Here is a 19859-nt window from a genome sequence, read left to right on the forward strand (position 1 = left end):
GGGTTACCCCTCCACCGCTTCGCGGTCCCCCTCCCCATCGCTTCGCGACAGGGAGGAGACGTCAGGTTCCGATCAACGCCAGCCACTCGTCTTCAGTCAGCACGGTGACATCGTGCTTGAGCGCGTCGGCCACCTTTGACCCGGCCCCGGGACCGGCCACCAGATAATCGGTCTTCTTCGACACCGAGCCCGAGACCTTTGCTCCGAGGGACTCAGCCCGGGCCTTGGCCTCGTCGCGGGTGAACCGTTCCAGCGCCCCGGTGAAGACCACGGTCTTGCCGGCGACGGGAGTGTCGGCTTTCGGCAGTTCAGCGTCCTCGATCCGGTCCAGTTCGGCGACCAACGCGTCGACCATGGCCCGGTTGTGGCTCTCGCGGAAAAACAGGGCCAGGGCCCGGGCCGCGACGGGGCCGACGCCCGATACTCCGGCGATCAAACCCAGGGCCGGGGAGGGGCCCTCGGTCCGCGCGACAGCCGCCAGTCGCGTTAGTCCGGACCAGTCGTCGGCCAGTCCCGCCAGCGCGCGTCGGGCCGGGCTGGCCAGACCGGGGAAGGCGTGGCTGATCTTCATGTCCATCGGCGCGTCGGGCCACGGATCACTGGCCCGGGCCGGAGCCTCAGCCAACACGGCCAGCACCCGGGCCGAGACGCCGGGGGTGTCCGCCAGCGCCACCCAGTCGTCGCTGGGCAGGCCGGTCGAGGCGGTGACGCAGGCGGCCTCGAAAGCAGCCCAGCTTTCGAAGGCTCGCGCCAGTACCAGTGACGTCTGTTCGCCGATGTCGCGTATGCCCAGTCCATAGATGAACCGGTCCAGGCTGATGGTGCGTCGTGCCGTGATCCCGGCAACCAGATTGGTCACGCTGGTCTCGCCATAGCCGTCCTCGGTGCGCAGGACGTCCAGTTTCTCCGTGTCGCGGGCCAGACGGAAGATGTCGGCCGGCTCGTGAATCCAGCCGCGATCGACGAAGCCGATGATCTGTTTTTCTCCTAAACCTTCAATGTCGAAGGCACGGCGGCTGACAAAATGCTTCAAGTGTTCAATGCGCTGGAACGGGCAGGCCAGTTCTCCGGTGCAGCGTCGCACCACGCTTTCCTCGCCGGACGCATTGGTTTCCTTCACCAGCGCCGTCTTCAGCGGACAGACGCAGGTCGTGGGAAACACATAGGCCGGTCCGCGGCCGGGGCGGTCGGCGTCGACCACACCGACGATCTGGGGGATCACGTCGCCGGCGCGCTGCAGGGTCACGGTGTCGCCGATGCGCACATCCTTGCGGGCGATCTCGTCGGCATTGTGCAGGGTGGCATTGCGCACGACCACGCCGCCGACGGTGACCGGGTGAAGGCGTGCCACCGGCGTGTGCGAGCCGGTGCGGCCGACCTGGATGTCGATGCCTTCCAGCACGGTGGTCGCCTGTTCGGCCGGGAATTTGTGGGCGATGGCCCAGCGCGGGCTGCGGGCGACAAAGCCCAGCCGGTCCTGCCAGTCCAGCCGGTCGACCTTGTAGACCACGCCGTCGATGTCATAGCCCAGTCGCGCCCGGTCACGCTCCAGCCCGCGATAGACATCCAGCAGGCCGGCGGTCCCCTCGACCTGCCGCGAGCGGTCGTTGACGACGAACCCCCAGTCCGCCAGCCGCGCCATTGCCTCATGCTGGGTCGCGGCGAACGGGGTCGAGGTCTCGCCCCAGGCGTAGGCGAAGAACCGCAGCGGCCGCTGCGCCGTGATCGCCGGGTCCTTCTGGCGCAACGATCCGGCGGCGAAATTGCGCGGATTGGCATAGGTGCGGCGACCGGCGGCCTCGGCCTCGGCATTGAAGGCGGCGAAGGCGTCGCCGGGGGCATAGACCTCGCCGCGTACCTCGATGACATCCGGCCAGCCCGAGCCCTTCAGGCGTGGCGGAATGTCGTCCAGGGTGCGCAGATTAGCGGTCACGTCCTCGCCGGTGCGACCGTCGCCACGCGTGGCTCCGACCACCAGTACCCCGTTCTCGTAGCGCAGGCTGGCTGACAGGCCGTCGATCTTGGGTTCGGCGACGAAGACGACGGGGGCGTCGGACAGTTTCAGGAAACGCCGGATACGGGCGACGAAATCGGTGACCTCGCCGTCGTCGAAGGCATTGTCCAGCGACAGCATCGGCACGCCGTGGCGCACCTCGGCGAACTGGGTCGACACCGGGGTGCCGACGGTCTGCGACGGGGTGCCTGTCCCGCTGAACGCCGGGAACCGGGCCTCGATCGCCAGGGCCCGTCGCTTCAGCGTGTCATAATCGGCGTCGCTGATCTGCGGCGCGTCCTCGGTGAAATAAAGGGCGTCGTGACCGGCGATCTCGGTCGCCAGCTGATCCAGCTCGGCGCGGGCCTGGTCTTCGGAGAGCTGGTCGACGGGAAGCTGGGGCATGGGAATCGCGCGGGGGTCCAGAGTGAGGCCTGTTCTAGCATTCCGTCGGGCTCGTGCGAGACCGCACGGGCAGAAGGGGACTATTGCCGCTCCATGACAGCAAGTTAAGCTGACGACACGGGTGGCGCTCACTAGTCTGCCGCCCTGATCCAGGAGCCTGTATGTCCCCTTCGTTCCTTCGCCTGTCTCTGGCTCCGCTCGGCGCGGCCCTGCTGCTGTCGGCCTGTTCCGCTCTGCCGTGGATGGAGTCGCCTCCGGCCGCACCGACAGAGGCGGTCATATCGAGCGCTGACCATGTCCAGCTGCTGACCGACCTGCGGATTCTGTCGGCCGATGACATGGAGGGCCGTGACACCGGCGCGCCGGGCGGCGAGCGGGCGCGGGCCTATATCGTGTCCCGGCTCGAGGCCCTCGGCGTCGCCCCGCCGGCCACGGGGCGGTTGCAACCGTTCGAGGCCCAGGGCCGAACCCGGGAAGGGGTGAAGACTTTCAACGGCACCAATATCATTGGCCTGATCCCCGGGACCCGGGTCGGTGACCGCTATATCGTCGTCACTGCCCACTATGACCACGTCGGCGTCAATGGCGGCGAGATCTACAACGGAGCCGACGATAACGCCTCGGGCGTCGCCACCATGCTGGCGCTGGCGGCCGAACTGAAGCGCCAACCGCCCGAACACAGTGTGCTGATCGTCGCCGTCGATGGTGAGGAGCGCGGGCTGCTGGGCGCGAAACATTTCGTCGAGGTCCCGCCGGTCCCGCTCTCGTCGATCACCATGAACCTGAATTTCGACATGACCGCCCGGGCCGAGACCGACGGCAAGCTGTGGGTCACCGGCACCTGGCAGAACCCGACCCTGCGGCCGATCCTCGAACCCATTCCCGCCGACGGCGCGGTGGCCCTGGCCTTCGGCAAGGACACGCCCCAGGACACCGGCGAGGACAATTGGGTCGAGGCCTCTGACCATGCGGCATTCTATCGCGCCGGGATTCCGTTCCTGTACCTGGGGGTCAACTATCACCCCGACTATCACCGCCCCAGTGACGATTATGAGCGTGTAACCCCCTCGGTTTTCATCAGCGCCACCCAGCTGTCGATCGTTTCCTTCCGGGCCCTGGATCGCGCCCTCGATCGCTAACTGGCCGGTTGCGCCGGGCCTCAATCCGGTTCATCCCCTGTTCGACTTGGTGAAGGGGGAGCGTATGGCGGCGACACAGGGGCTGGATCTGCAGAAGGTCCAGTTGATCCGAAAGGCGGTTCTGCTTGTCGGGATTATCGCCTTGCTGGCCCTCGCGGCGGTGACGGGAACGATCGGCGGAGAGACCAGACTGCATGAAGGTCTCGAGACCTTCGGTCTGGTCCTGATCGCCGTCTGCATCGTTGGCCGGGCCTGGTGCTCGCTCTATATCGGTGGGCGCAAGAAGGCCGAGATCGTCGACCGCGGTCCCTATTCGATCAGCCGCAATCCCCTCTATGTGTTCAGCTTCATAGGGGCGTTCGGCATGGGAGCCCAGTCCGGCAGCTTCAGCATTGCGGCCCTGTTCCTGCTGGTCACCTTCGTAGTCTTTTACTCGACCGTGAAGCGGGAAGAGGCCTGGCTCGCCGGCGAATTCGGCGAGCCCTATCTGGCCTATATGAAACGCACGCCGCGGTTCGGGCCCAATTTCTCCCGCTGGCAGGACAAGGCTACGCTCGAGATCCGCCCGACCTTCTTCCTGACCACCTTGCGCGACGGCGCGGTCATGCTGCTGGCGGTGCCGTTGTTCGAATTGATCGAACGCAGCCAGACCTCGGGCTGGCTGGCTACCCTGATCCACCTGCCCTGAGGGCTGCTGTGCACCGGATTCTGCGGTCGACTGCCGTCGTTTCGGCCCTGTTGCTGGCCCTGACCGGCTGTGACCGGCCGGCGGTGGAAGGCGATCCCGCCCGGCCTGCGGGCTTCAGCCACGATATCAGTCAGGACCAGTCGGGCTATTACATTCCGCTCGCGCCGGTGCGCGCCGGGGACTGGTCGATCAATCACCTGTTTCTCGGCCAGACGGCCGACTTCACCGCCTGGGAAGCCGGTGCGCAGGGCTCGACCTTCGCGCCGGTGATGATCGAGTTCGAGGATGCGGCGGGGAGGCGGACCCGGGCTTTGCCGACCCGCTATACGGTCACCGACACCGTCGTTCACTTCGAGGGGCAGTCGGCGCAGTTGGGGACGGTGGTATTTGACGGGCGACTGGATGCGGACGCCGTGGCGACTGCGAAGCGCAATCTCGGCGACGAGGGCGCTGTCCTGACGGGAACGCTTCGCGTCGGCGGAAAATCGCTCGGTGGCGTGCGCTTCCGCTGGTGGGCGGGGGACTGAGCCCCCGCCGTCTTCAGATCAGCTGACCGTCGCCTTGACGATCTTGCCCGGCGCGCGGGGCGGCTCGCCCTTGGGCAGGGCGTCGACGTGATCCATGCCTTCGGTGACTTCACCCCAGACGGTGTACTGGCCGTCGAGGAAGGAGGCGTCGTCCAGGCAGATGAAGAATTGGCTGTTGGCGCTGTTGGGATCGGCGGTCCGGGCCATGGAGCAGACGCCGCGGGCGTGCTTCTCTTTCGAGAACTCGGCCTTCAGGTTCGGCTTGCTCGAACCCGAGGTGCCGGTGCCGGTCGGATCACCGCCCTGGGCCATGAAGCCGGGGATGACGCGGTGGAAGACCACGTCGTCATAAAAGCCTTCGGCGGCCAGCTCGGAAATGCGGGCGACATGGCCGGGGGCCAGGTCGGGACGCAGCTTGATGACGACGTCACCTTCGCCGGATCCGGTGTCGAGAGTGAAGGTCAGGGTTTGATCGGCCATCGGCACGCTCCATTTGATTGTGCGGGGGACATAGCCCGCAAACGTCGTGGGGGCTATGTGGGAACGATGAGTGAAGACGAAAAGCCCGCTGACAAGCCGCCCGAACGCCGCCGTATGGTGAAATTGCCTACGGGCGGCACCGCTGCCGGTCGCAGCATGGGCGCAAAAATGAAGACGGCCGACGACAAGTCGATGTCGAGCCAGCAGTGGATCAAGCGGCAGTTGTCGGACAAATGGTCGGTGCGCGCCCGGGCCGAGGGCTATCGCAGCCGCGCCGCCTTCAAGCTGACCGGCATCGATGACCGCTTCCATCTGATCCGCAAGGGCAGCCGGGTTATCGACCTGGGCGCGGCCCCCGGCGGCTGGGTCCAGGTGGCCCTGGCGCGGGGTGCGGCGGCCGTGGTCGGCGTCGACCTGCTGATGATCGAACCGATCCCCGGCGCGACTCTGATCCAGGCCGACTTCACCCATCCGGGCGTCGATGAGGAGATGCTCGAGCTGCTGGGCGGCCCCCCCGACCTGGTGCTGTCCGACATGGCCCACAATACCGTCGGCCACCGCCAGACCGATCACCTGAAGATCATCGCCCTGATCGAGATCGCCGCCGATTTCGCCATTCGTACCCTGCGGCCCGGCGGGCATTTCGTGACCAAGAATTTCCAGGGCGGCGACGCCGGCGGGGTCCTGGCCCGGCTGCGCGAGGAGTTCCAGACCGTCAAATACGTCAAGCCCGAAGCCAGCCGCAAGGACAGCGCCGAGGTCTTCCTGGTGGCGATGAACAAGCGCTAGGGTCCGCCCCCGGACGCGAGCCGGGAATCCCTTTCGACACGATAGATTCCAAGAGCTCTTGCGGTTCCGGGGGTGAGACCGCTATACGCGGCCCGCAAAACGGAGACTCCTCATGGAGATACGCGAAGGCCTCACCTTCGACGATGTTTTGCTTGAACCCGGCCCGTCGGACATCATGCCTGCTGACGCAGATGTGTCGACGCACCTGACTCGCGACATTCGTCTGAACATCCCGCTGACCTCGTCGGCGATGGACACTGTGACCGAGAGCCGGCTGGCCATCGCCATGGCCCAGGCCGGCGGTCTCGGCGTGCTGCACCGGAACATGACGATCGACGAACAGGCCGAGCAGGTCCGTGTCGTCAAACGCTATGAGAGCGGCATGGTCATCAATCCGGTGACCATCACCCCGCAGACCACACTGGGCGAGGTTCGCGAGATCGTGGCCCGCAAGAAGATCTCCGGATTCCCCGTGGTCGACCCTGCGACCGGCCGGTTGGTTGGTATCCTGACCAACCGGGACACGCGCTTCGATACCGATCCGAACCGCAAGGCCGCCGAGATGATGACCACCGGTGATCTGATCACCGTGCGCGAAGGGGCCGGTCGCGACGAGGCCCTGGCCCTGCTGCGCGATCGCAAGATCGAGCGGGTCATCGTCGTCGACGAGGCCTATCGCGCCACCGGTCTGATCACGATGAAGGACATCGAGAAGGCCCAGGCCCATCCCCACGCCGCCAAGGACGAGCAGGGCCGACTGCTGGTCGGGGCCGCCTCGACCGTCGGCGACGCCGGTTACGAGCGCGCCATGGCCCTGGCCGAGGCCGGGGTCGACGTCGTCGTCATCGATACCGCCCACGGCCATTCGATCCAGGTCGCGCGCGTGGTCGAGCGGATCAAGCGCGAATCCAATCGCATCCAGATCATCGCCGGCAACATCGCGACCTATGACGCCGCCCGCGCCCTGATTGACGCCGGAGCCGATGCCGTGAAGGTCGGCATCGGTCCGGGCAGTATCTGCACCACCCGCATCGTCGCCGGCGTCGGCGTGCCGCAGCTGACCGCCATCATGGAGGCCGTTCGGGCCGCGAAGGACTCCGGAGCTCCGGTCATCGCCGACGGCGGCATAAAATATTCCGGCGATCTGGCCAAGGCCATCGCCGCCGGGGCCAGTGTGGCTATGATGGGATCGATGTTCGCCGGCACGGACGAGAGCCCGGGCGAAACCTTCCTGTATCAGGGTCGGTCCTACAAATCGTACCGCGGCATGGGCTCGGTCGGGGCCATGGGAGCCGGCTCGGCCGACCGCTATTTCCAGAAGGACGTGGCCGACACCCAGAAGCTGGTGCCCGAGGGTATCGAGGGCCAGACGGCCTACAAGGGACCGATCGCGCCGGTACTGCACCAGATGGTCGGCGGCCTGCGCGCCGCCATGGGCTATGTCGGGGCCGCCACCATCGCCGACTTTCAGGACCGGGCCCGTTTCGTGCGCATCACCGGAGCCGGTCTGCGCGAGAGCCATGTCCACGATGTCATGATCACCCGCGAAGCGCCGAACTACCGGCAGGGCTAGGGAGAGCACCATGCAGATGACCCCGGAATTCATGGCCCTGGCCGGAACCCTGATCCTGGCCCTGGTCCAGATCCTGCTGGCCGCCGGGGCGCGAACCGCCGAACTGGGCCTGAAATGGAATGCCGGAGCCCGTGACGGCGAGCCCACCCCTCCGGGCAAGCTGGCCGGGCGTCTGCTGCGGGCGCAGGCCAATCTGTTCGAAACCCTGCCGATCTTCATCGCCGCCATCCTTATGGCGCAGATGACGGCCAGAGACGGCACGGTCCTGACCCTGGTCGGCAGCCACCTTTATCTGTTCGGGCGGCTGCTCCATCTGCCGCTCTACGCCCTCGGCGTGTCCTACATCCGCTCTCTGGCCTGGGGTGTATCCTTCGTCGGGCTGGTGATGGTTCTCGCCGCCCTTTTTGTTTGAAAGCCTGATTTGACCCCCGCCGCCCGTCTCGCCGCCGCCGCCTCCGTTCTCGACAGCATCGCCCAGGGCCGTTCACCGGCCGAGGTCGTGCTCAAGGCCTGGGGGCAGGCCAACCGCTATGCCGGCTCCGGCGATCGCCGCGCCGTGGCCGAGCGCGTCTATCTGGTGCTCCGGGCGCGCGGGCGGCTGGTCTGGACCATGGGCGGCCGCGAGGACGGTCGCGCGCTGGTGATCGGCTCCCTGTCGGTTCAGGACCACCTCAGCCTTGAAGAGATCGAGGCCCTGCACAGCGGCGACGGCTACGGCCCGCGTCCGTTGTCGAAGCAGGAGCGTGCCCGCCTGACGGCCGAGCCCGGTGACATGCCCGAGGGCGTGGCCGCCGGTGTGCCTGAATTCGTGGCCGAGGATTTCAAGACCACCTATGGCGACCGCTGGTTCGAGGAGGCGCACGCCCTGATGGATCGGGCCCCGGTTGACCTGCGGGTCAACGGAGCCCTGTCCACGGTCGAGGGTGCCATGGCCGAGCTGCGCGACGCCGGTCTGCAGCCGCAGCGCACGCCCTGGTCGACCTGGGGCCTGCGTCTGTCTGCGGATCCGGCCCCCAACATTCAGGCGCTGGAAGCCTTTCATGCCGGTCGTATCGAGATCCAGGACGAGGGCAGCCAGCTGGTCTGCTGGCTGGCCGGGGCCGCGCCGGGTCTAACGGTGGTCGACTATTGCGCCGGCGGCGGCGGCAAAACCGTCGGTCTGGCCCAGGCCATGGCCGGGCAGGGCACCCTGATCGGCTGTGACGTGGTGCAGAAGCGGCTGGACAATATCCGCCCGCGCCTGGCCCGGGCCGGGGTCGAGGCCGACCTGCGTCTGCTGGGTCCCAACGGCGGCGGGGTCGAGGATCTGAACGGCAAGGCCGATCTGGTCTTCGTCGACGCGCCCTGCAGCGGCGTGGGCACCTGGCGACGTCATCCCGAGGACGCCTCGCGGATGAAGGTCGAGGAAGTCGAACGCATGAACGGCCTGCAGACCCGCATTCTGGCCCAGGCCGCCCGTCTGGTGCGACCCGGTGGTCGTCTGGCCTATGTCACCTGTTCGATGCTGCGCGGTGAGAACGAGGCGACGATGGACGGGTTCGAGGAGGACTTCCCCGGCTTCCGTCCGGTGCCGATCGCCCGTCTGCTGGACGCGCCGGGACTGACCCCGGCCGCCCGCACCCGTCTGACCGAACTGGCCGACGGCGGCACCCGTCTGCGGATGTCCCCGGCCTCGACCGGCACCGACGGCTTCTTCTTCGCCCTGTTCGAGCGGCAGGCGTGAGCCCGGACTGGAGCCTCACCCGCTTCGGTCCGCTGACGGCCCTGTGTGTCATGGCTGCCGAACCGGAATACGGCCCGGCGCTGCGAGCCCGCATTCAGCCGTTGATCAGTGGCGTCGGTCCGGTTGAGGCCGCGGCGGCCACCGCTCAGGCCCTGGCGCAGCTGGCGGCGAGCAAAAGCCTGCCGGATGTGATCGTCTCGCTCGGCTCGGCCGGGTCGCGCACGCTGGAGCATGCCCAGGTCTATCGCGCCACCGAGGTCAGCTATCGCGACATGGACGCCAGCGCCCTGGGCTTCCCGAGGGGCGAGACCCCGTATCCCCGTCTGCCCGCCATACTGCCGCTGGCCGAGGGCCCGGCAACCCTGGCCCCCGTCCGCCTGTCCAGCGGTGGCGGTGTCGTCTCCGGGGCAGCCTATGACGCCATCGACGCCGACATGGTCGATATGGAGACCTTCGCCGTCGTCCGCGCCGCCGCGCGTTTCGGTCTGCCGGTGATCGGTCTGCGCGGCGTCAGCGACGGTCGCACCGACCTGTCCGTTCTGGAACACTGGACCGACGCCCTGGCCGAGATTGACCAGCGACTGGCCGAGGCGCTGGACCTGCTGCCTGCCCATTTCACGACCACGCCGATCCTGCAGACGGAGCCCGCATGACCCCGCAAAACCACCAGAAGGTTCTGATCGTCGACTTCGGCAGCCAGGTGACCCAGCTGATCGCGCGGCGCCTGCGCGAGGCCAACGTCTATTGCGAGATTCATCCCTACGCCAAGGCCGAAGCGGCGCTTGCGGCCATGCAACCGGCGGCGATTATCCTGTCGGGTGGACCCGAGAGCGTGCACGAGGCAGGCAGCCCCCGGGCCCCGCAGGGGGTGTTCGAGGCCGGGGTCCCGGTGCTGGGCATCTGCTACGGCGAGATGACGATGTGCGAACAGCTGGGTGGCAAGGTCGAGGGCGGCCACCACCGCGAATTCGGTCGGGCCGAGATCACCGTGCAGACCGGGTCCCCCCTGCTGGCCGGCCTCGCCGCCGTCGGTGAGGATGAGACCGTCTGGATGAGCCACGGCGACAAGATCGTCGCCATCCCCGAGGGCTTTGCGGCCGTCGCCACCTCGGCCGGCTCGCCCTATGCCGTTATCGCCGACGAGGCGCGCCGCTTCTACGGCGTCCAGTTCCACCCCGAGGTGATGCACACCCCGCGCGGCGCGACGATGCTGAAGAATTTCACCCATGGCATCGCCGGTCTGTCCGGCGACTGGACCATGGCCGCCTATCGCGACGAGAAGATCGCCCAGATCCGCGAACAGGTCGGATCGGCCAGGGTCATCTGCGGGCTGTCGGGCGGGGTCGACTCGTCGGTTGCGGCGGTGCTGATCCATGAGGCCATCGGCGACCAGCTGACCTGCGTCTTCGTCGACACCGGCCTGCTGCGTCAGGATGAGGCCACCCAGGTCACCACTCTCTTCCGGGAACACTATAACATCCCGCTGATCCACGTTGATGCATCTAAGGAATTTCTCGGCGAACTGGCCGGGGTTTCGGACCCAGAGACCAAACGCAAGATCATCGGCCGGGTCTTCATCGAAATCTTTGATCGCGAAGCAAACAAGATCGACGGGGCCGAATTCCTCGCCCAGGGCACCCTCTATCCCGACGTGATCGAGAGCGTGTCGTCCTCCAGCGGCAAGGCCCATGTCATCAAGAGCCACCACAATGTCGGCGGCCTGCCGGACTTCATGAAGCTGAAGCTGGTCGAGCCGCTGCGCGAACTGTTCAAGGACGAGGTCCGCGCCCTCGGCCGCGAGCTGGGGCTGACGGATGCTTTCGTGGGACGTCACCCGTTCCCGGGACCGGGTCTGGCCATCCGTATCCCCGGCGAGATCACCCCCGAGGCCGTGGCCACCCTGCAGCAGGCCGACGCCATCTATCTGGACGAGATCCGCAAGGCCGGCCTGTACGACAGCATCTGGCAGGCCTTTGCCGTGCTGCTGCCGGTCAAGACCGTCGGCGTCATGGGCGACGCCCGCACTTATGAAAAGGTGCTGGCCCTGCGCGCCGTCAGCTCGACCGACGGCATGACCGCCGACTTCTACGAGTTCCCCTGGGCCGTGCTGGGCAAATGCGCGACGCGGATCGTCAATGAGGTGAGGGGCGTCAACCGTGTGGTCTATGACGTGACCAGCAAGCCGCCCGGCACCATCGAGTGGGAGTAGGGGGCAGGGCTTTTCAGCACCAGGCTTTCTGCCACCCGTCAGGACAATGACATGACCGATCCAACCGACAGCGAACCGACGCCCGTCACCGACCCCGCGGAGACCCCGGTCCAGCGTGCCCTGCGGATGAAGCAGGCGGTGATCGACGCCCGGCCCAAGGCCCCGCGCGGCGGTCGCTTCCAGCGCGAGCAGTCGGCCAGTATCGCCTCCGGGAAATCCAAGCCCTGGATGCAGCGATAGGGACAGGCGGCTACATCCGGGTGGCCTGGTTCTGCATGATCCGGTCCGCGGTCTGTAGCGCTGCAACGCGGATTTCGCTTGCCAGATCGGCATCCGGCAAGGTCCTGGCCAGGATCATCCCGCCGACGCAAAGGGCGGCGAGCGACAGGGCGTTTTGCCGTGTTTCGCAGCCCTGCTCGTCCAGTCCCGTTTCGAACAGTCCGACCATGGACGTGAGCAGTTTCTGATAGGATTCCTGGACGGCGGGGCTCGCCCGGGCGACATCGGACGGCAGGGCGATCATCGGGCACTGGCCGTCCAGATCGCCGAGGTGCTCATTCGACAGATAGCTCTGGATCATCTGGCGCGTCATGTCGGGGTCAGGGCGGCTTGGGTCGATACCTGCATCGGCCCGCCATTCTGCACCGCGGCCCATCAGGAAGCTCGACACGGCTTCGCTGTAGAGCGCGTCCTTGCTTTTGAAATGGTTGTAGAATCCGCCGCGCGTCAGGCCGGCCGCCTCCATCAGGGCATCAATGGTGACGCCGTCAAAGCCGTGGCGGTTGAACAGGACGCGTGCGGACTCCACGATCTTCGCGCGGGTCTGTCGCTTGTGGTCATCACTGTACGGCACCGGCGTTCTCCTGCGGGTGGAGCAATAGCGGACTTCAGAATATGTTCTTTATCATATGTTGCGGGGTGCAATAACGGTGTTCTGTTTTGGCAATCAGGAGCTGATCATGAGCAAATTTGTATTCGCCTATCACGGCGGTCCGTCATCCATGACGCCGGAAGAGGGCAAGGCCCACATGGGAAAATGGATGGGCTGGATGGAAAGCCTCGGTGACGCGGTGGTTGATCGCGGTCTTCCGGTCGGAAAGTCCAAGACCGTCGGCCCGCGCGGCGTGACCGATGACGGCGGATCGAATCCGTTGTCAGGCTTCACCATCGTTCAGGCGGACAGTATCGATGCGGCCGTGGAAATGGCGAAGCGGTCCCCGCACGTTGAAGTCGGTGGCACGATTGAAATCGCGCCGGCGCTGGACATGCCGATGTAGCGGCGGACACGCCGGACTGCGAACCTCATTGAGAAGAATCCCTGCCGGTTTGACGCCCATTGTGCCCGGTGGTGTAACGATGGTCGTCGACCGGCAAGCGAGTCGGTTGTCATCAAAATTCCGACGGGGAACTTGAAGTGAACGCACCTTTTGAAACGATCCCTTTTCTCACGACCTATCAGCCTGCGCTGCTCGCTCTGGCGATCCTTGCCCTGACGGTGCTGATCCAGTCCGTTCTGATCGTGCCTCTGGCATTTTTGACCGGCAAACAGGCTCCCGGGATGCTGGTCAACGGCAGTCACGACGACTTCAGTTTCCGTGTCGTGCGTACCTATTTGAATGCCACCGAGAATCTGCCTGCCTTTGCGGCGACGGTGTTCCTGGCCATCATCGCCGGCGTGGATCAGGACTGGGTGAACTGGCTGGCCGGGCTTCATGTCGGATTCAGGATGATCTTCTGGATGGCCTATTACAGCGGCATCGGCAGGGTCGCATTTGGTCCGCGCACCTTCAGCTACGTCGGCGGTGTGCTGGCCAACATTATCCTGGCCGGAATGACCGTCTACGCGCTGATCACCTGACCGATGGCCCATGATCCGGCCACGGTGGACCGGTTCCGCAATGCCCTCGGTGCTGCGGACGGTCTGACCGAGAAGCGGATGATGGGCGGCCTCTGCTTCATGCTCAACGGCAATATGATCGGGGGGGCCGACAGGACCCGGGACGGGGTCGCGCGGTTTATGTTCCGCGTGGGCAAGGCCAATCAGGACAGGGGCGAGGCGATGCCCGGCGCGATATCGATGGTGCAGGGTGGACGCACGATGGGCGGCTTCTTCTTCGTCGAGGCGGCAGGCTGTGATGACGGGCTGCTGGCGGACTGGGTCAGGCTGGCGCTGAGTCATGCATCGAGCCTGCCCGAAAAATGACAGGCTTCGTCGAAGATGGCCCGGCCAGGCCGATCCGGGTGTCCGCCATGGCCCGTCAGCGGGACCTGAACCCCGCCGGTTTTGTCGCGCTTGGACTCCGGTCGCACGCGATGGCAAGACGCGACCCATGACCCCGACCCTCTACGGCATTCCCAACTGCGACACGATGAAGAAGGCCCGCGTCTGGCTGGACCAGCATGGCGTCGCCTACAGCTTTCACGACTACAAGAAGGCCGGCATTGACCGGGCCGTGCTGGAGCGCTGGGTGGCCGAGCACGGCTGGCAGACGATACTGAACCGGGCCGGCACGACGTTTCGCAAACTGCCCGAGGCCGAGCGTGCCGATCTGGACGACGATCGCGCCATCGCCCTGATGCTGGTCCAGCCGTCGATGATCAAACGGCCGGTGCTGGACCTGGGCGCGCGGCGTATCATCGGCTTCAAGCCCGAGATCTACGCCGCCGCCCTTGCTGACTAGCCGGTCACGTCGGTCCGGGGCCGGTCGTGGCCGTCGGCCCGTTCGGTGATCCACTCGCCCGCCGCATCGGCATATTCGATCATGGCCGTCTGGTCCGGCACCCGCTGCTCGCGCGAAGCGGCCACCGCCGCGGCCCGGGCCAGATCGTGGCTGGTGAAGGTCTCGGAGAAACTGTCGCCCAGCTTGTAGGCCCAACCTCCGTCGTGCGGGACGATGCGATAGGTGACGTGGGACATGGGACGCTCCGGTTACGGTCCCCGTTGAAGCGGTGACCGCAGATTTTGTTCCGGGACCGCATCCAATGGGCGTGTCGGCGGCGACTATCCTGTGAACGCACGGCGATCGACGCCACGCGCATGGAGGCGATGACGATGGAAGACCTGTTCCGGTCCTACTGGTGGCTGCTGTTCCCGCTGGCCTGGTTCGTGGCGGCCGGCTTTTCCAGTATGCTGAACTATCAGCGGCACAAGGACGCGCTGAACCTGATCAAGACCTATGCCGACAAGGGGCAGGAGCCGCCGGCAGCGCTTCTGAAAATGCTCGACAGCAACGTCGACGATGACGGCGTAGACTGGGAAGACGGCACAGGTCGACGCATTCGCTACCGCCGCAGACCCCGGAACTATTGGTCGATGTTCGGCCTCTTCGCCACGCTCGCCATCGCCTTTATCGCGGCCGACTATTTCAGGAACCAGGGCTATGTCTCCGGAGGGTACGTCACCGTCAGTATCGTCATGGGGGCTCTCGCTTTTTGGACCTTGATCCGGGCCCTGACCTCTCGCGGCGGGCGCCCCTGAAGCCTTCGGCAGGGACGCGGAAACCGACACCTTGACCTTCATTCAGACCGATGCCGAGCTGGTGACCGCCGCGGTCGCCGGCTCGGACGCCGCCTATGCCCGACTGGTGGCCCGGCACCAGGCGGCGGTCCGGGGATTTCTCCGACGCATGCTGGGTGGAGCCGGTTCGGCCGCAGTGGCCGAGGCCGACGACCTGGCGCAGGAGACCTTTGTCACCGGCTGGCGATCGTTGCGGTCGCTGAAGGAACCTGCCGGATTTCGCGCCTGGCTGTGCGGCATCGCTGTACGCAAGGCGCGCGACCGGCGGCGCGGCGTGCAGCGCAGCGCGGCCCGGGACGGGGCGTGGCTGGAAACGGTGTCGGTGCCGCCCGGTGTCCAGCCCGAGGACCGGCTGGCCCTGACGGCGGCGATGGCGGCCCTGCCGGACGATGTGCGGGCCTGTGTGGCCCTGTGTCTGGCCGACGGCTGGTCGCACGGCGAGGCGGCGCTGGCACTCGACTTGCCCCTCGGTACGGTCAAGTCACATATTGCGCGGGGGCGGGCCCGTTTGCTCGCCGCGCTCGGAGGACCCGATGACACCTGAGCAGAAGTTGAATGCCCTGTTCGCCACGGAGGCCCCTCCCGCCCTTGACTATCGGTTTCAGGCGGCCGTGGTCGAGCGGATTGCCCGTCGTCGGGCCTGGGCAACCGTCGCCGCCCTGGTACCGTGGGTCATCGCCGCGTCTGCCCTGCTCTGGGGCCTGCAGCCGGTGCTGGGGCCGATACTGGCCGATCTGGGCCCTGAGCTGGCCCCGGCGGCCATGGCCCTGACCATTGTCGGCCTGTCGTTGGCAGCGGCTGATCGTGTCGTTCGCTTCCTGGCCCGGATCTGACGGCGACCTTACAAAAGTTTCACCTCGCCGCCTGCATCTATACGGTCCCGCCATTGCCTCTTGTCATCATGAGGTCGTAGCAGCAGGCTCGATCGAGAGATTTAGAGGGAAGAATACAATGGAAGGATTTCAAATCCTTATTCCGCTGGCACCGTTTCTGATGGTGGTGGCGATCGTGATCATTCCGCGATGGTTCAAGGCCAATGAACGCAGGGAGATGCAGCAGACGCTGCGCTCGGCCATCGACAAGGGTCAGCCCCTGCCGCCTGAAATCATCGAGGCCATGGGCCGGGACGAGATTCGCAAGGCTCCCAGTGCCGCCCGCGACCTGCGACTGGGCATCATCCTGCTGGCCGTCAGCGTCGGCATCGGCCTGATGGGCTATGCCATCAGCTTTGACGAGATGGACGCCTTCTATCCGATCACCGGCATGGCCGCGATCCCCGGCATGATCGGGCTGGCCTTCATAGTTCTGAGTTTCTTCAACAAAAACAAGGGCTGAGTGCGGGCGGGAGGGGGACAGTCATGGCCCAGGCCCTGATCGATCGGCACGATGTCGAGCTCGCCGCCCTCGCGGCGGCGGGCGGGCGGCGCGAGTTCGGTGAGCTCGTGCGCCGTCACAGCTCGGCCGTGCGGGCCCTGCTGCGTCGGATGGGGGCCCAGCCGGCCCTCGCCGACGACATCGCCCAGGACGCCTTCATCCAGGCCTTCGAACGCTGTTCGGAGTTCCGGGGTGAGGGGACCTTCGCCGCCTGGGTCCGGCGCATTGCGGCGCGGCTCTATATCAAGCGTCGCGCCAAGGAGGCCCGTTATGTCGCCGAGGTCGAGACTGATGAGGCGGCTCCGGCCCCCGATCAGGCCGGTCTGGTCGACCTCGACGAGGCCCTGAAGACGCTCAGCGAACCCGAGCGGCTGTGCGTCTCCCTCTGTCACGGGGCAGGTCTGTCTCACCCCGAGATTGCGACTGCCCTAAATCTGCCGCTTGGTACGGTGAAGTCTCATGTCAAACGTGGTCTGGATAAACTCCGCGCGCGGCTCCAGCCGGAGCCCGCTACCCTGGGGAGGTCGTCACATGTCAGCTGACGAATTCGATCCTTTCGTCGAACGCCTGTTCAACCAGGCCCCGGTCATGCCCGACGCTGTCCTGTTTGCGGCGCGGGTCGAGACCCGCCTGCGATCGGGCTCGCGCCTGCGCAATCTGGCCCTGACGCTGGCGGGACTGGTCGGCGGCGTGGTGGCGGTGCGCGAGACCATGAGCGCCAACCTCGACCTGACCCGGTCCGGAGCCGTGGTAACCGAACGCAGTCTCGGGCAGGGTCTGGAGACTGCGGTCGCGACGACCGGCGGGCTGATCCAGTCGACGATGGAGCCGCTGGGACTGACCCGACTCGATCTGGGTTCCTTCGGCGGCATGCAGATGTTCTGGATCGCGGCGGCGGCGGTGATCGCCCTCGCGGCGGCCGGGGCGATGAAGCTGTCCGAGGAAATCTAGAGCGAAATCGGTTGAGTTGGACGCAGTCCAACTCGGCTCAGATTTCGCTCCAGTTTGAATCTGGACCATTTTTTGGATTCAGGTCGATTCGACCTGAAACAAAAATGGTCCAGGCGGACCCGGCTGCCGATTGCGTCGCCGGTAGCCGGTCCCGCCGTTTTCCTGCCGAAGTCGCGCCCTACTCATCCAAAAAGCCGGTCTTGCGCATCCGCTGCGTTGCGGGCGTCGAGCCGACCCTCTAGGGTCGCGCCGGTTAGAGAATTAGTGATTTTGGGGCGACGATTCAGTGGTTGATGTCTTCGAACAGGTCGAGGAGGAGCTTCGCTCCGATCGATACAAGCGTCTGGCGCGGACCTGGCTGCCCGTGGCCGGTGGTGTTCTGCTGCTCGCGCTCATCGCGGCCCTGGCCTGGTGGGGCTGGCAGAGCTGGCAGACCAGTCAGGGTGACAAGGCGTCTGCCGCCTATGACCACGGCATGGAGGCGCTCGAGAGCACCAATCCGGTCGGGGCCGATACCGCCTTCACCGAGGCGGCCGCCGCGGGCACCGGGGGTTACAAGGCCCTGGCCTTGATGCAGCGCGCCGGCATCGCCGTGACCGCCAACAAGATTCCCGAAGCCATCGCCCTGTTCGACGAGGCCGCCCGGGCCTCGCGCGATCCGATCATTTCCGATCCGGCGGCGCTGAAGGCGGCCTGGCTGGTCATGGACACCGGCGATCTCGCCGACATTGAGAAACGCCTTGAGCCGCTGACGGCCGAAGGCCGGCCGTTGCGGCCGTTCGCCCGCGAAGCCCTGGCCCTGGCCCGGCTTCAGCATGGCAAGATCGCCGAGGCCCGTGACATCTTCGTGCTGCTGCAGCGTGGGCTCGATGTGCCGGACCCGATCAAACAGCGGGCCCAGGTGGCGATATCGGCGATCGACGCCGGCACTGCCGCCAATCTCGCCGCCATCGTCCGGGCCCAGGCCGCCGTGCCCGCCACACCGGCACCCGCACCGGCTGATCCGAACCTGGCGACCCAGTAATCCGACCTTTCAGGAAGATCTCCATGAACAGAATGCTGAAAGTCGCCCTGTTGTGCGGTCTGGCCGCCACGGTCGCCTCCTGTGGCACAGTCCGGCAAGCGCTGCCGTTTGGCCTGGGCGGCAAGAAGGCCCCCGAGTCCACGGCCACGGCGGGACAACGGGTGTCGGTGCTGGAATTCGAACAACAGCTGGTCCCGTCGGCGTCCCTGGCCGGCCGTGACTTCTTCCTGCCCGGTCCCCAGGCGGTCACCAGCTGGCCCCAGCCGGGCGGCACGGCGGAAAACCTGGTCGAGCATGTGATTGCGGCCCCCGCCTTCACCGTCGCGTGGAAGCGCAATATCGGTGCCGGGTCGACCAATACCCGTCAGGTCATGGCCCCGGTCGTCGCTGACAACGGCCGGATCTTCGTGCTGGACGGTGAGGCGGGCGTGACGGCGGTCGATGCCACCAGCGGCGCGGTCGCCTGGAAGGTCAACGTCAAACCTGACGAGAAGGAATTCCGCGGCAGTATCTTCAGCCTTGGACTGGGGGGCGGCTCGAGCGGCGGCGGTTTCGGCGGCGGTGTGGCCGTCGGCGGCGGCAAGGTGTTCGTGGCCTCTGGCTACCGGACCATGACGGCGCTGGATCAGGCGACCGGGGCCGTGCTCTGGAAATCGACGGTCGATGTGCCGATTCACGGCGCGCCCACCGTGGCCGGGTCGCGCGTCTATGTCATCGACGTCGACAATCAGCTGTTCGCCTTCAATATCGACACTGGTCTGCAGGACTGGTCCTATCGCGGGATCACCGAGCCGGCGCGCACCATGCGGGCCTCCAGCCCGGCCGTCAGCGGCGAGACGGTGATCGCGCCTTTCTCGTCGGGCGAGATCATCGCCCTGCGCGCCGCCACCGGCCAGTCGGTCTGGCAACAGGTCCTGTCCCGGACCAGCCGCACCAGCGCCCTGTCCGAGATCCGCGACATCGCCGGTCGTCCGGTGGTCAGCCGCGGTATGGTCTATGCCATCAGCCACTCGGGCGTGCTGGCGGCGATGGATATCCGTTCGGGCGTGCCGAAATGGACCCTGCCGGTCGCCGGGGTCAACGCGCCCCTGCCGGTCGGTGAAGTCGTCTATGTCGTGTCCAAGAGCGGCGAACTGACTGTGGTCAACCGTGACAGCGGCCTGGTCTACTGGACCCGTGACCTCAATGAGGGCCGGGTGCGCCAGGAGGGCGGCTTCCTCGGCTTCTTCGACCATACGGTCCGGCCCAGCTGGTCGGGTCCGATTCTGGCGTCCAATCGACTGGTGCTGGTCAATTCGGACGGCGAGGCCGTGGCTTTCGACCCCAAGACCGGCGCACAGCTGGCCACGGTTCGTCTGGGCGCAGCGGCCTATATCGCGCCCGCGGCCTACAACGGGGCTCTCTATGTGCTGACCGACAACGGTCAACTCGTCAGCATTCGCTGACGTCTGCAGTCAATCTGGGTTA

General features: G+C 66.4%; 26 protein-coding genes. 22 read left to right on the plus strand and 4 right to left on the minus strand.

The window, feature by feature from the left end:
• Positions 1-61: 61 nt before the first annotated feature.
• Complete coding sequence (gene ligA, locus AAC050_RS12635; protein WP_339915445.1) at positions 62-2398, minus strand: NAD-dependent DNA ligase LigA; 2337 nt, start codon at positions 2396-2398, stop codon at positions 62-64.
• A 161-nt stretch (positions 2399-2559) separates the two neighbouring features.
• Between ligA and AAC050_RS12640 the strand changes: the two genes are divergently transcribed.
• From AAC050_RS12640 to AAC050_RS12650, 3 genes are all read left to right on the plus strand, one after another.
• Complete coding sequence (locus tag AAC050_RS12640; protein WP_339915446.1) at positions 2560-3537, plus strand: M20/M25/M40 family metallo-hydrolase; 978 nt, start codon at positions 2560-2562, stop codon at positions 3535-3537.
• 64 nt (positions 3538-3601) lie between these two features.
• Entirely contained in the window at positions 3602-4225 is a 624-nt protein-coding gene (locus AAC050_RS12645; protein WP_339915447.1) for an isoprenylcysteine carboxylmethyltransferase family protein, read from the plus strand.
• A gap of 8 nt (positions 4226-4233) precedes the next feature.
• Positions 4234-4752, plus strand: a complete 519-nt coding sequence (locus AAC050_RS12650) for a hypothetical protein (RefSeq protein WP_339915448.1) — start codon at positions 4234-4236, stop codon at positions 4750-4752.
• An 18-nt stretch (positions 4753-4770) separates the two neighbouring features.
• On the opposite strand, the gene AAC050_RS12655 is transcribed toward AAC050_RS12650, so the two are convergent.
• Positions 4771-5232 (minus strand): peptidylprolyl isomerase, encoded by a 462-nt coding sequence (locus AAC050_RS12655; protein ID WP_339915449.1) that lies wholly within the window; start codon positions 5230-5232, stop codon positions 4771-4773.
• 66 nt (positions 5233-5298) lie between these two features.
• Here AAC050_RS12655 and AAC050_RS12660 point away from each other — a divergent pair, with 66 nt between their 5' ends.
• The 7 genes from AAC050_RS12660 to AAC050_RS12690 all read left to right on the plus strand — a co-directional run bounded on the left by AAC050_RS12660 (position 5299) and on the right by AAC050_RS12690 (position 11766).
• On the plus strand, positions 5299-6021 hold the full coding sequence (locus AAC050_RS12660) for an RlmE family RNA methyltransferase (RefSeq protein WP_339915450.1): 723 nt from the start codon (positions 5299-5301) through the stop codon (positions 6019-6021).
• 112 nt (positions 6022-6133) lie between these two features.
• Positions 6134-7594, plus strand: coding sequence for an IMP dehydrogenase (gene guaB / locus AAC050_RS12665; RefSeq protein WP_339915451.1), 1461 nt, complete (start codon positions 6134-6136; stop codon positions 7592-7594).
• 10 nt (positions 7595-7604) lie between these two features.
• A complete protein-coding gene (locus tag AAC050_RS12670; RefSeq protein ID WP_339915452.1) occupies positions 7605-8006 on the plus strand; it encodes an MAPEG family protein in 402 nt (133 codons plus the stop codon).
• 9 nt (positions 8007-8015) lie between these two features.
• The gene (locus AAC050_RS12675; protein ID WP_339915453.1) at positions 8016-9317 is read left to right on the plus strand and encodes an RsmB/NOP family class I SAM-dependent RNA methyltransferase; all 1302 of its coding nucleotides are present in this window, start codon (positions 8016-8018) and stop codon (positions 9315-9317) included.
• A complete protein-coding gene (locus tag AAC050_RS12680) occupies positions 9314-9970 on the plus strand; it encodes a 5'-methylthioadenosine/S-adenosylhomocysteine nucleosidase (RefSeq protein WP_339915454.1) in 657 nt (218 codons plus the stop codon). Before AAC050_RS12675 ends, AAC050_RS12680 begins: the two co-directional genes overlap by 4 nt.
• Positions 9967-11526: a glutamine-hydrolyzing GMP synthase gene (guaA, locus tag AAC050_RS12685; protein ID WP_339915455.1), complete on the plus strand. Its 1560-nt coding sequence runs from the start codon at positions 9967-9969 to the stop codon at positions 11524-11526. The genes AAC050_RS12680 and guaA overlap by 4 nt, the downstream gene beginning before the upstream one ends.
• Before the next feature lie 51 nt (positions 11527-11577).
• Complete coding sequence (locus AAC050_RS12690; protein WP_339915456.1) at positions 11578-11766, plus strand: hypothetical protein; 189 nt, start codon at positions 11578-11580, stop codon at positions 11764-11766.
• Between the two features lie 10 nt (positions 11767-11776).
• Here AAC050_RS12690 and AAC050_RS12695 read toward each other — a convergent pair whose 3' ends face one another.
• The gene (locus AAC050_RS12695) at positions 11777-12379 is read right to left on the minus strand and encodes a TetR/AcrR family transcriptional regulator (protein WP_339915457.1); all 603 of its coding nucleotides are present in this window, start codon (positions 12377-12379) and stop codon (positions 11777-11779) included.
• 106 nt (positions 12380-12485) lie between these two features.
• Between AAC050_RS12695 and AAC050_RS12700 the strand changes: the two genes are divergently transcribed.
• From AAC050_RS12700 to AAC050_RS12715, 4 genes are all read left to right on the plus strand, one after another.
• Positions 12486-12803 carry a YciI family protein gene (locus tag AAC050_RS12700; protein WP_339915458.1) on the plus strand — a complete coding sequence of 106 codons (318 nt, stop codon included), beginning with the start codon at positions 12486-12488 and terminating at the stop codon, positions 12801-12803.
• Positions 12804-12940: 137 nt separating this feature from the next.
• On the plus strand, positions 12941-13384 hold the full coding sequence (locus AAC050_RS12705) for an MAPEG family protein (protein ID WP_339915459.1): 444 nt from the start codon (positions 12941-12943) through the stop codon (positions 13382-13384).
• A 3-nt stretch (positions 13385-13387) separates the two neighbouring features.
• On the plus strand, positions 13388-13729 hold the full coding sequence (locus AAC050_RS12710; RefSeq protein ID WP_339915460.1) for a TfoX/Sxy family protein: 342 nt from the start codon (positions 13388-13390) through the stop codon (positions 13727-13729).
• A gap of 127 nt (positions 13730-13856) precedes the next feature.
• A complete protein-coding gene (locus AAC050_RS12715) occupies positions 13857-14207 on the plus strand; it encodes an ArsC family reductase (protein WP_339915461.1) in 351 nt (116 codons plus the stop codon).
• Here the strand turns inward: AAC050_RS12715 and AAC050_RS12720 are convergent.
• Complete coding sequence (locus AAC050_RS12720; protein WP_339915462.1) at positions 14204-14443, minus strand: DUF2188 domain-containing protein; 240 nt, start codon at positions 14441-14443, stop codon at positions 14204-14206. The genes AAC050_RS12715 and AAC050_RS12720 overlap by 4 nt on opposite strands.
• A gap of 135 nt (positions 14444-14578) precedes the next feature.
• Between AAC050_RS12720 and AAC050_RS12725 the strand changes: the two genes are divergently transcribed.
• The 8 genes from AAC050_RS12725 (at position 14579) to AAC050_RS12760 (ending at position 19837) form a co-directional block, all read left to right on the plus strand.
• On the plus strand, positions 14579-15004 hold the full coding sequence (locus AAC050_RS12725; RefSeq protein ID WP_339915463.1) for a hypothetical protein: 426 nt from the start codon (positions 14579-14581) through the stop codon (positions 15002-15004).
• 31 nt (positions 15005-15035) lie between these two features.
• Positions 15036-15587 carry an RNA polymerase sigma factor gene (locus tag AAC050_RS12730; protein WP_339915464.1) on the plus strand — a complete coding sequence of 184 codons (552 nt, stop codon included), beginning with the start codon at positions 15036-15038 and terminating at the stop codon, positions 15585-15587.
• Entirely contained in the window at positions 15577-15876 is a 300-nt protein-coding gene (locus AAC050_RS12735) for a hypothetical protein (protein WP_339915465.1), read from the plus strand. Before AAC050_RS12730 ends, AAC050_RS12735 begins: the two co-directional genes overlap by 11 nt.
• A gap of 118 nt (positions 15877-15994) precedes the next feature.
• Positions 15995-16378: a DUF6249 domain-containing protein gene (locus AAC050_RS12740; RefSeq protein WP_339915466.1), complete on the plus strand. Its 384-nt coding sequence runs from the start codon at positions 15995-15997 to the stop codon at positions 16376-16378.
• A gap of 23 nt (positions 16379-16401) precedes the next feature.
• Entirely contained in the window at positions 16402-16959 is a 558-nt protein-coding gene (locus AAC050_RS12745) for a sigma-70 family RNA polymerase sigma factor (RefSeq protein ID WP_339915467.1), read from the plus strand.
• Positions 16949-17368 (plus strand): hypothetical protein, encoded by a 420-nt coding sequence (locus tag AAC050_RS12750; RefSeq protein ID WP_339915468.1) that lies wholly within the window; start codon positions 16949-16951, stop codon positions 17366-17368. Before AAC050_RS12745 ends, AAC050_RS12750 begins: the two co-directional genes overlap by 11 nt.
• A gap of 286 nt (positions 17369-17654) precedes the next feature.
• Positions 17655-18392, plus strand: a complete 738-nt coding sequence (locus AAC050_RS12755; RefSeq protein ID WP_339915469.1) for a tetratricopeptide repeat protein — start codon at positions 17655-17657, stop codon at positions 18390-18392.
• 23 nt (positions 18393-18415) lie between these two features.
• A complete protein-coding gene (locus tag AAC050_RS12760; protein ID WP_339915470.1) occupies positions 18416-19837 on the plus strand; it encodes a PQQ-binding-like beta-propeller repeat protein in 1422 nt (473 codons plus the stop codon).
• Positions 19838-19859: the final 22 nt, after the last annotated feature.

The organism is uncultured Brevundimonas sp., from assembly GCF_963974615.1.
Taxonomy (GTDB): domain Bacteria; phylum Pseudomonadota; class Alphaproteobacteria; order Caulobacterales; family Caulobacteraceae; genus Brevundimonas.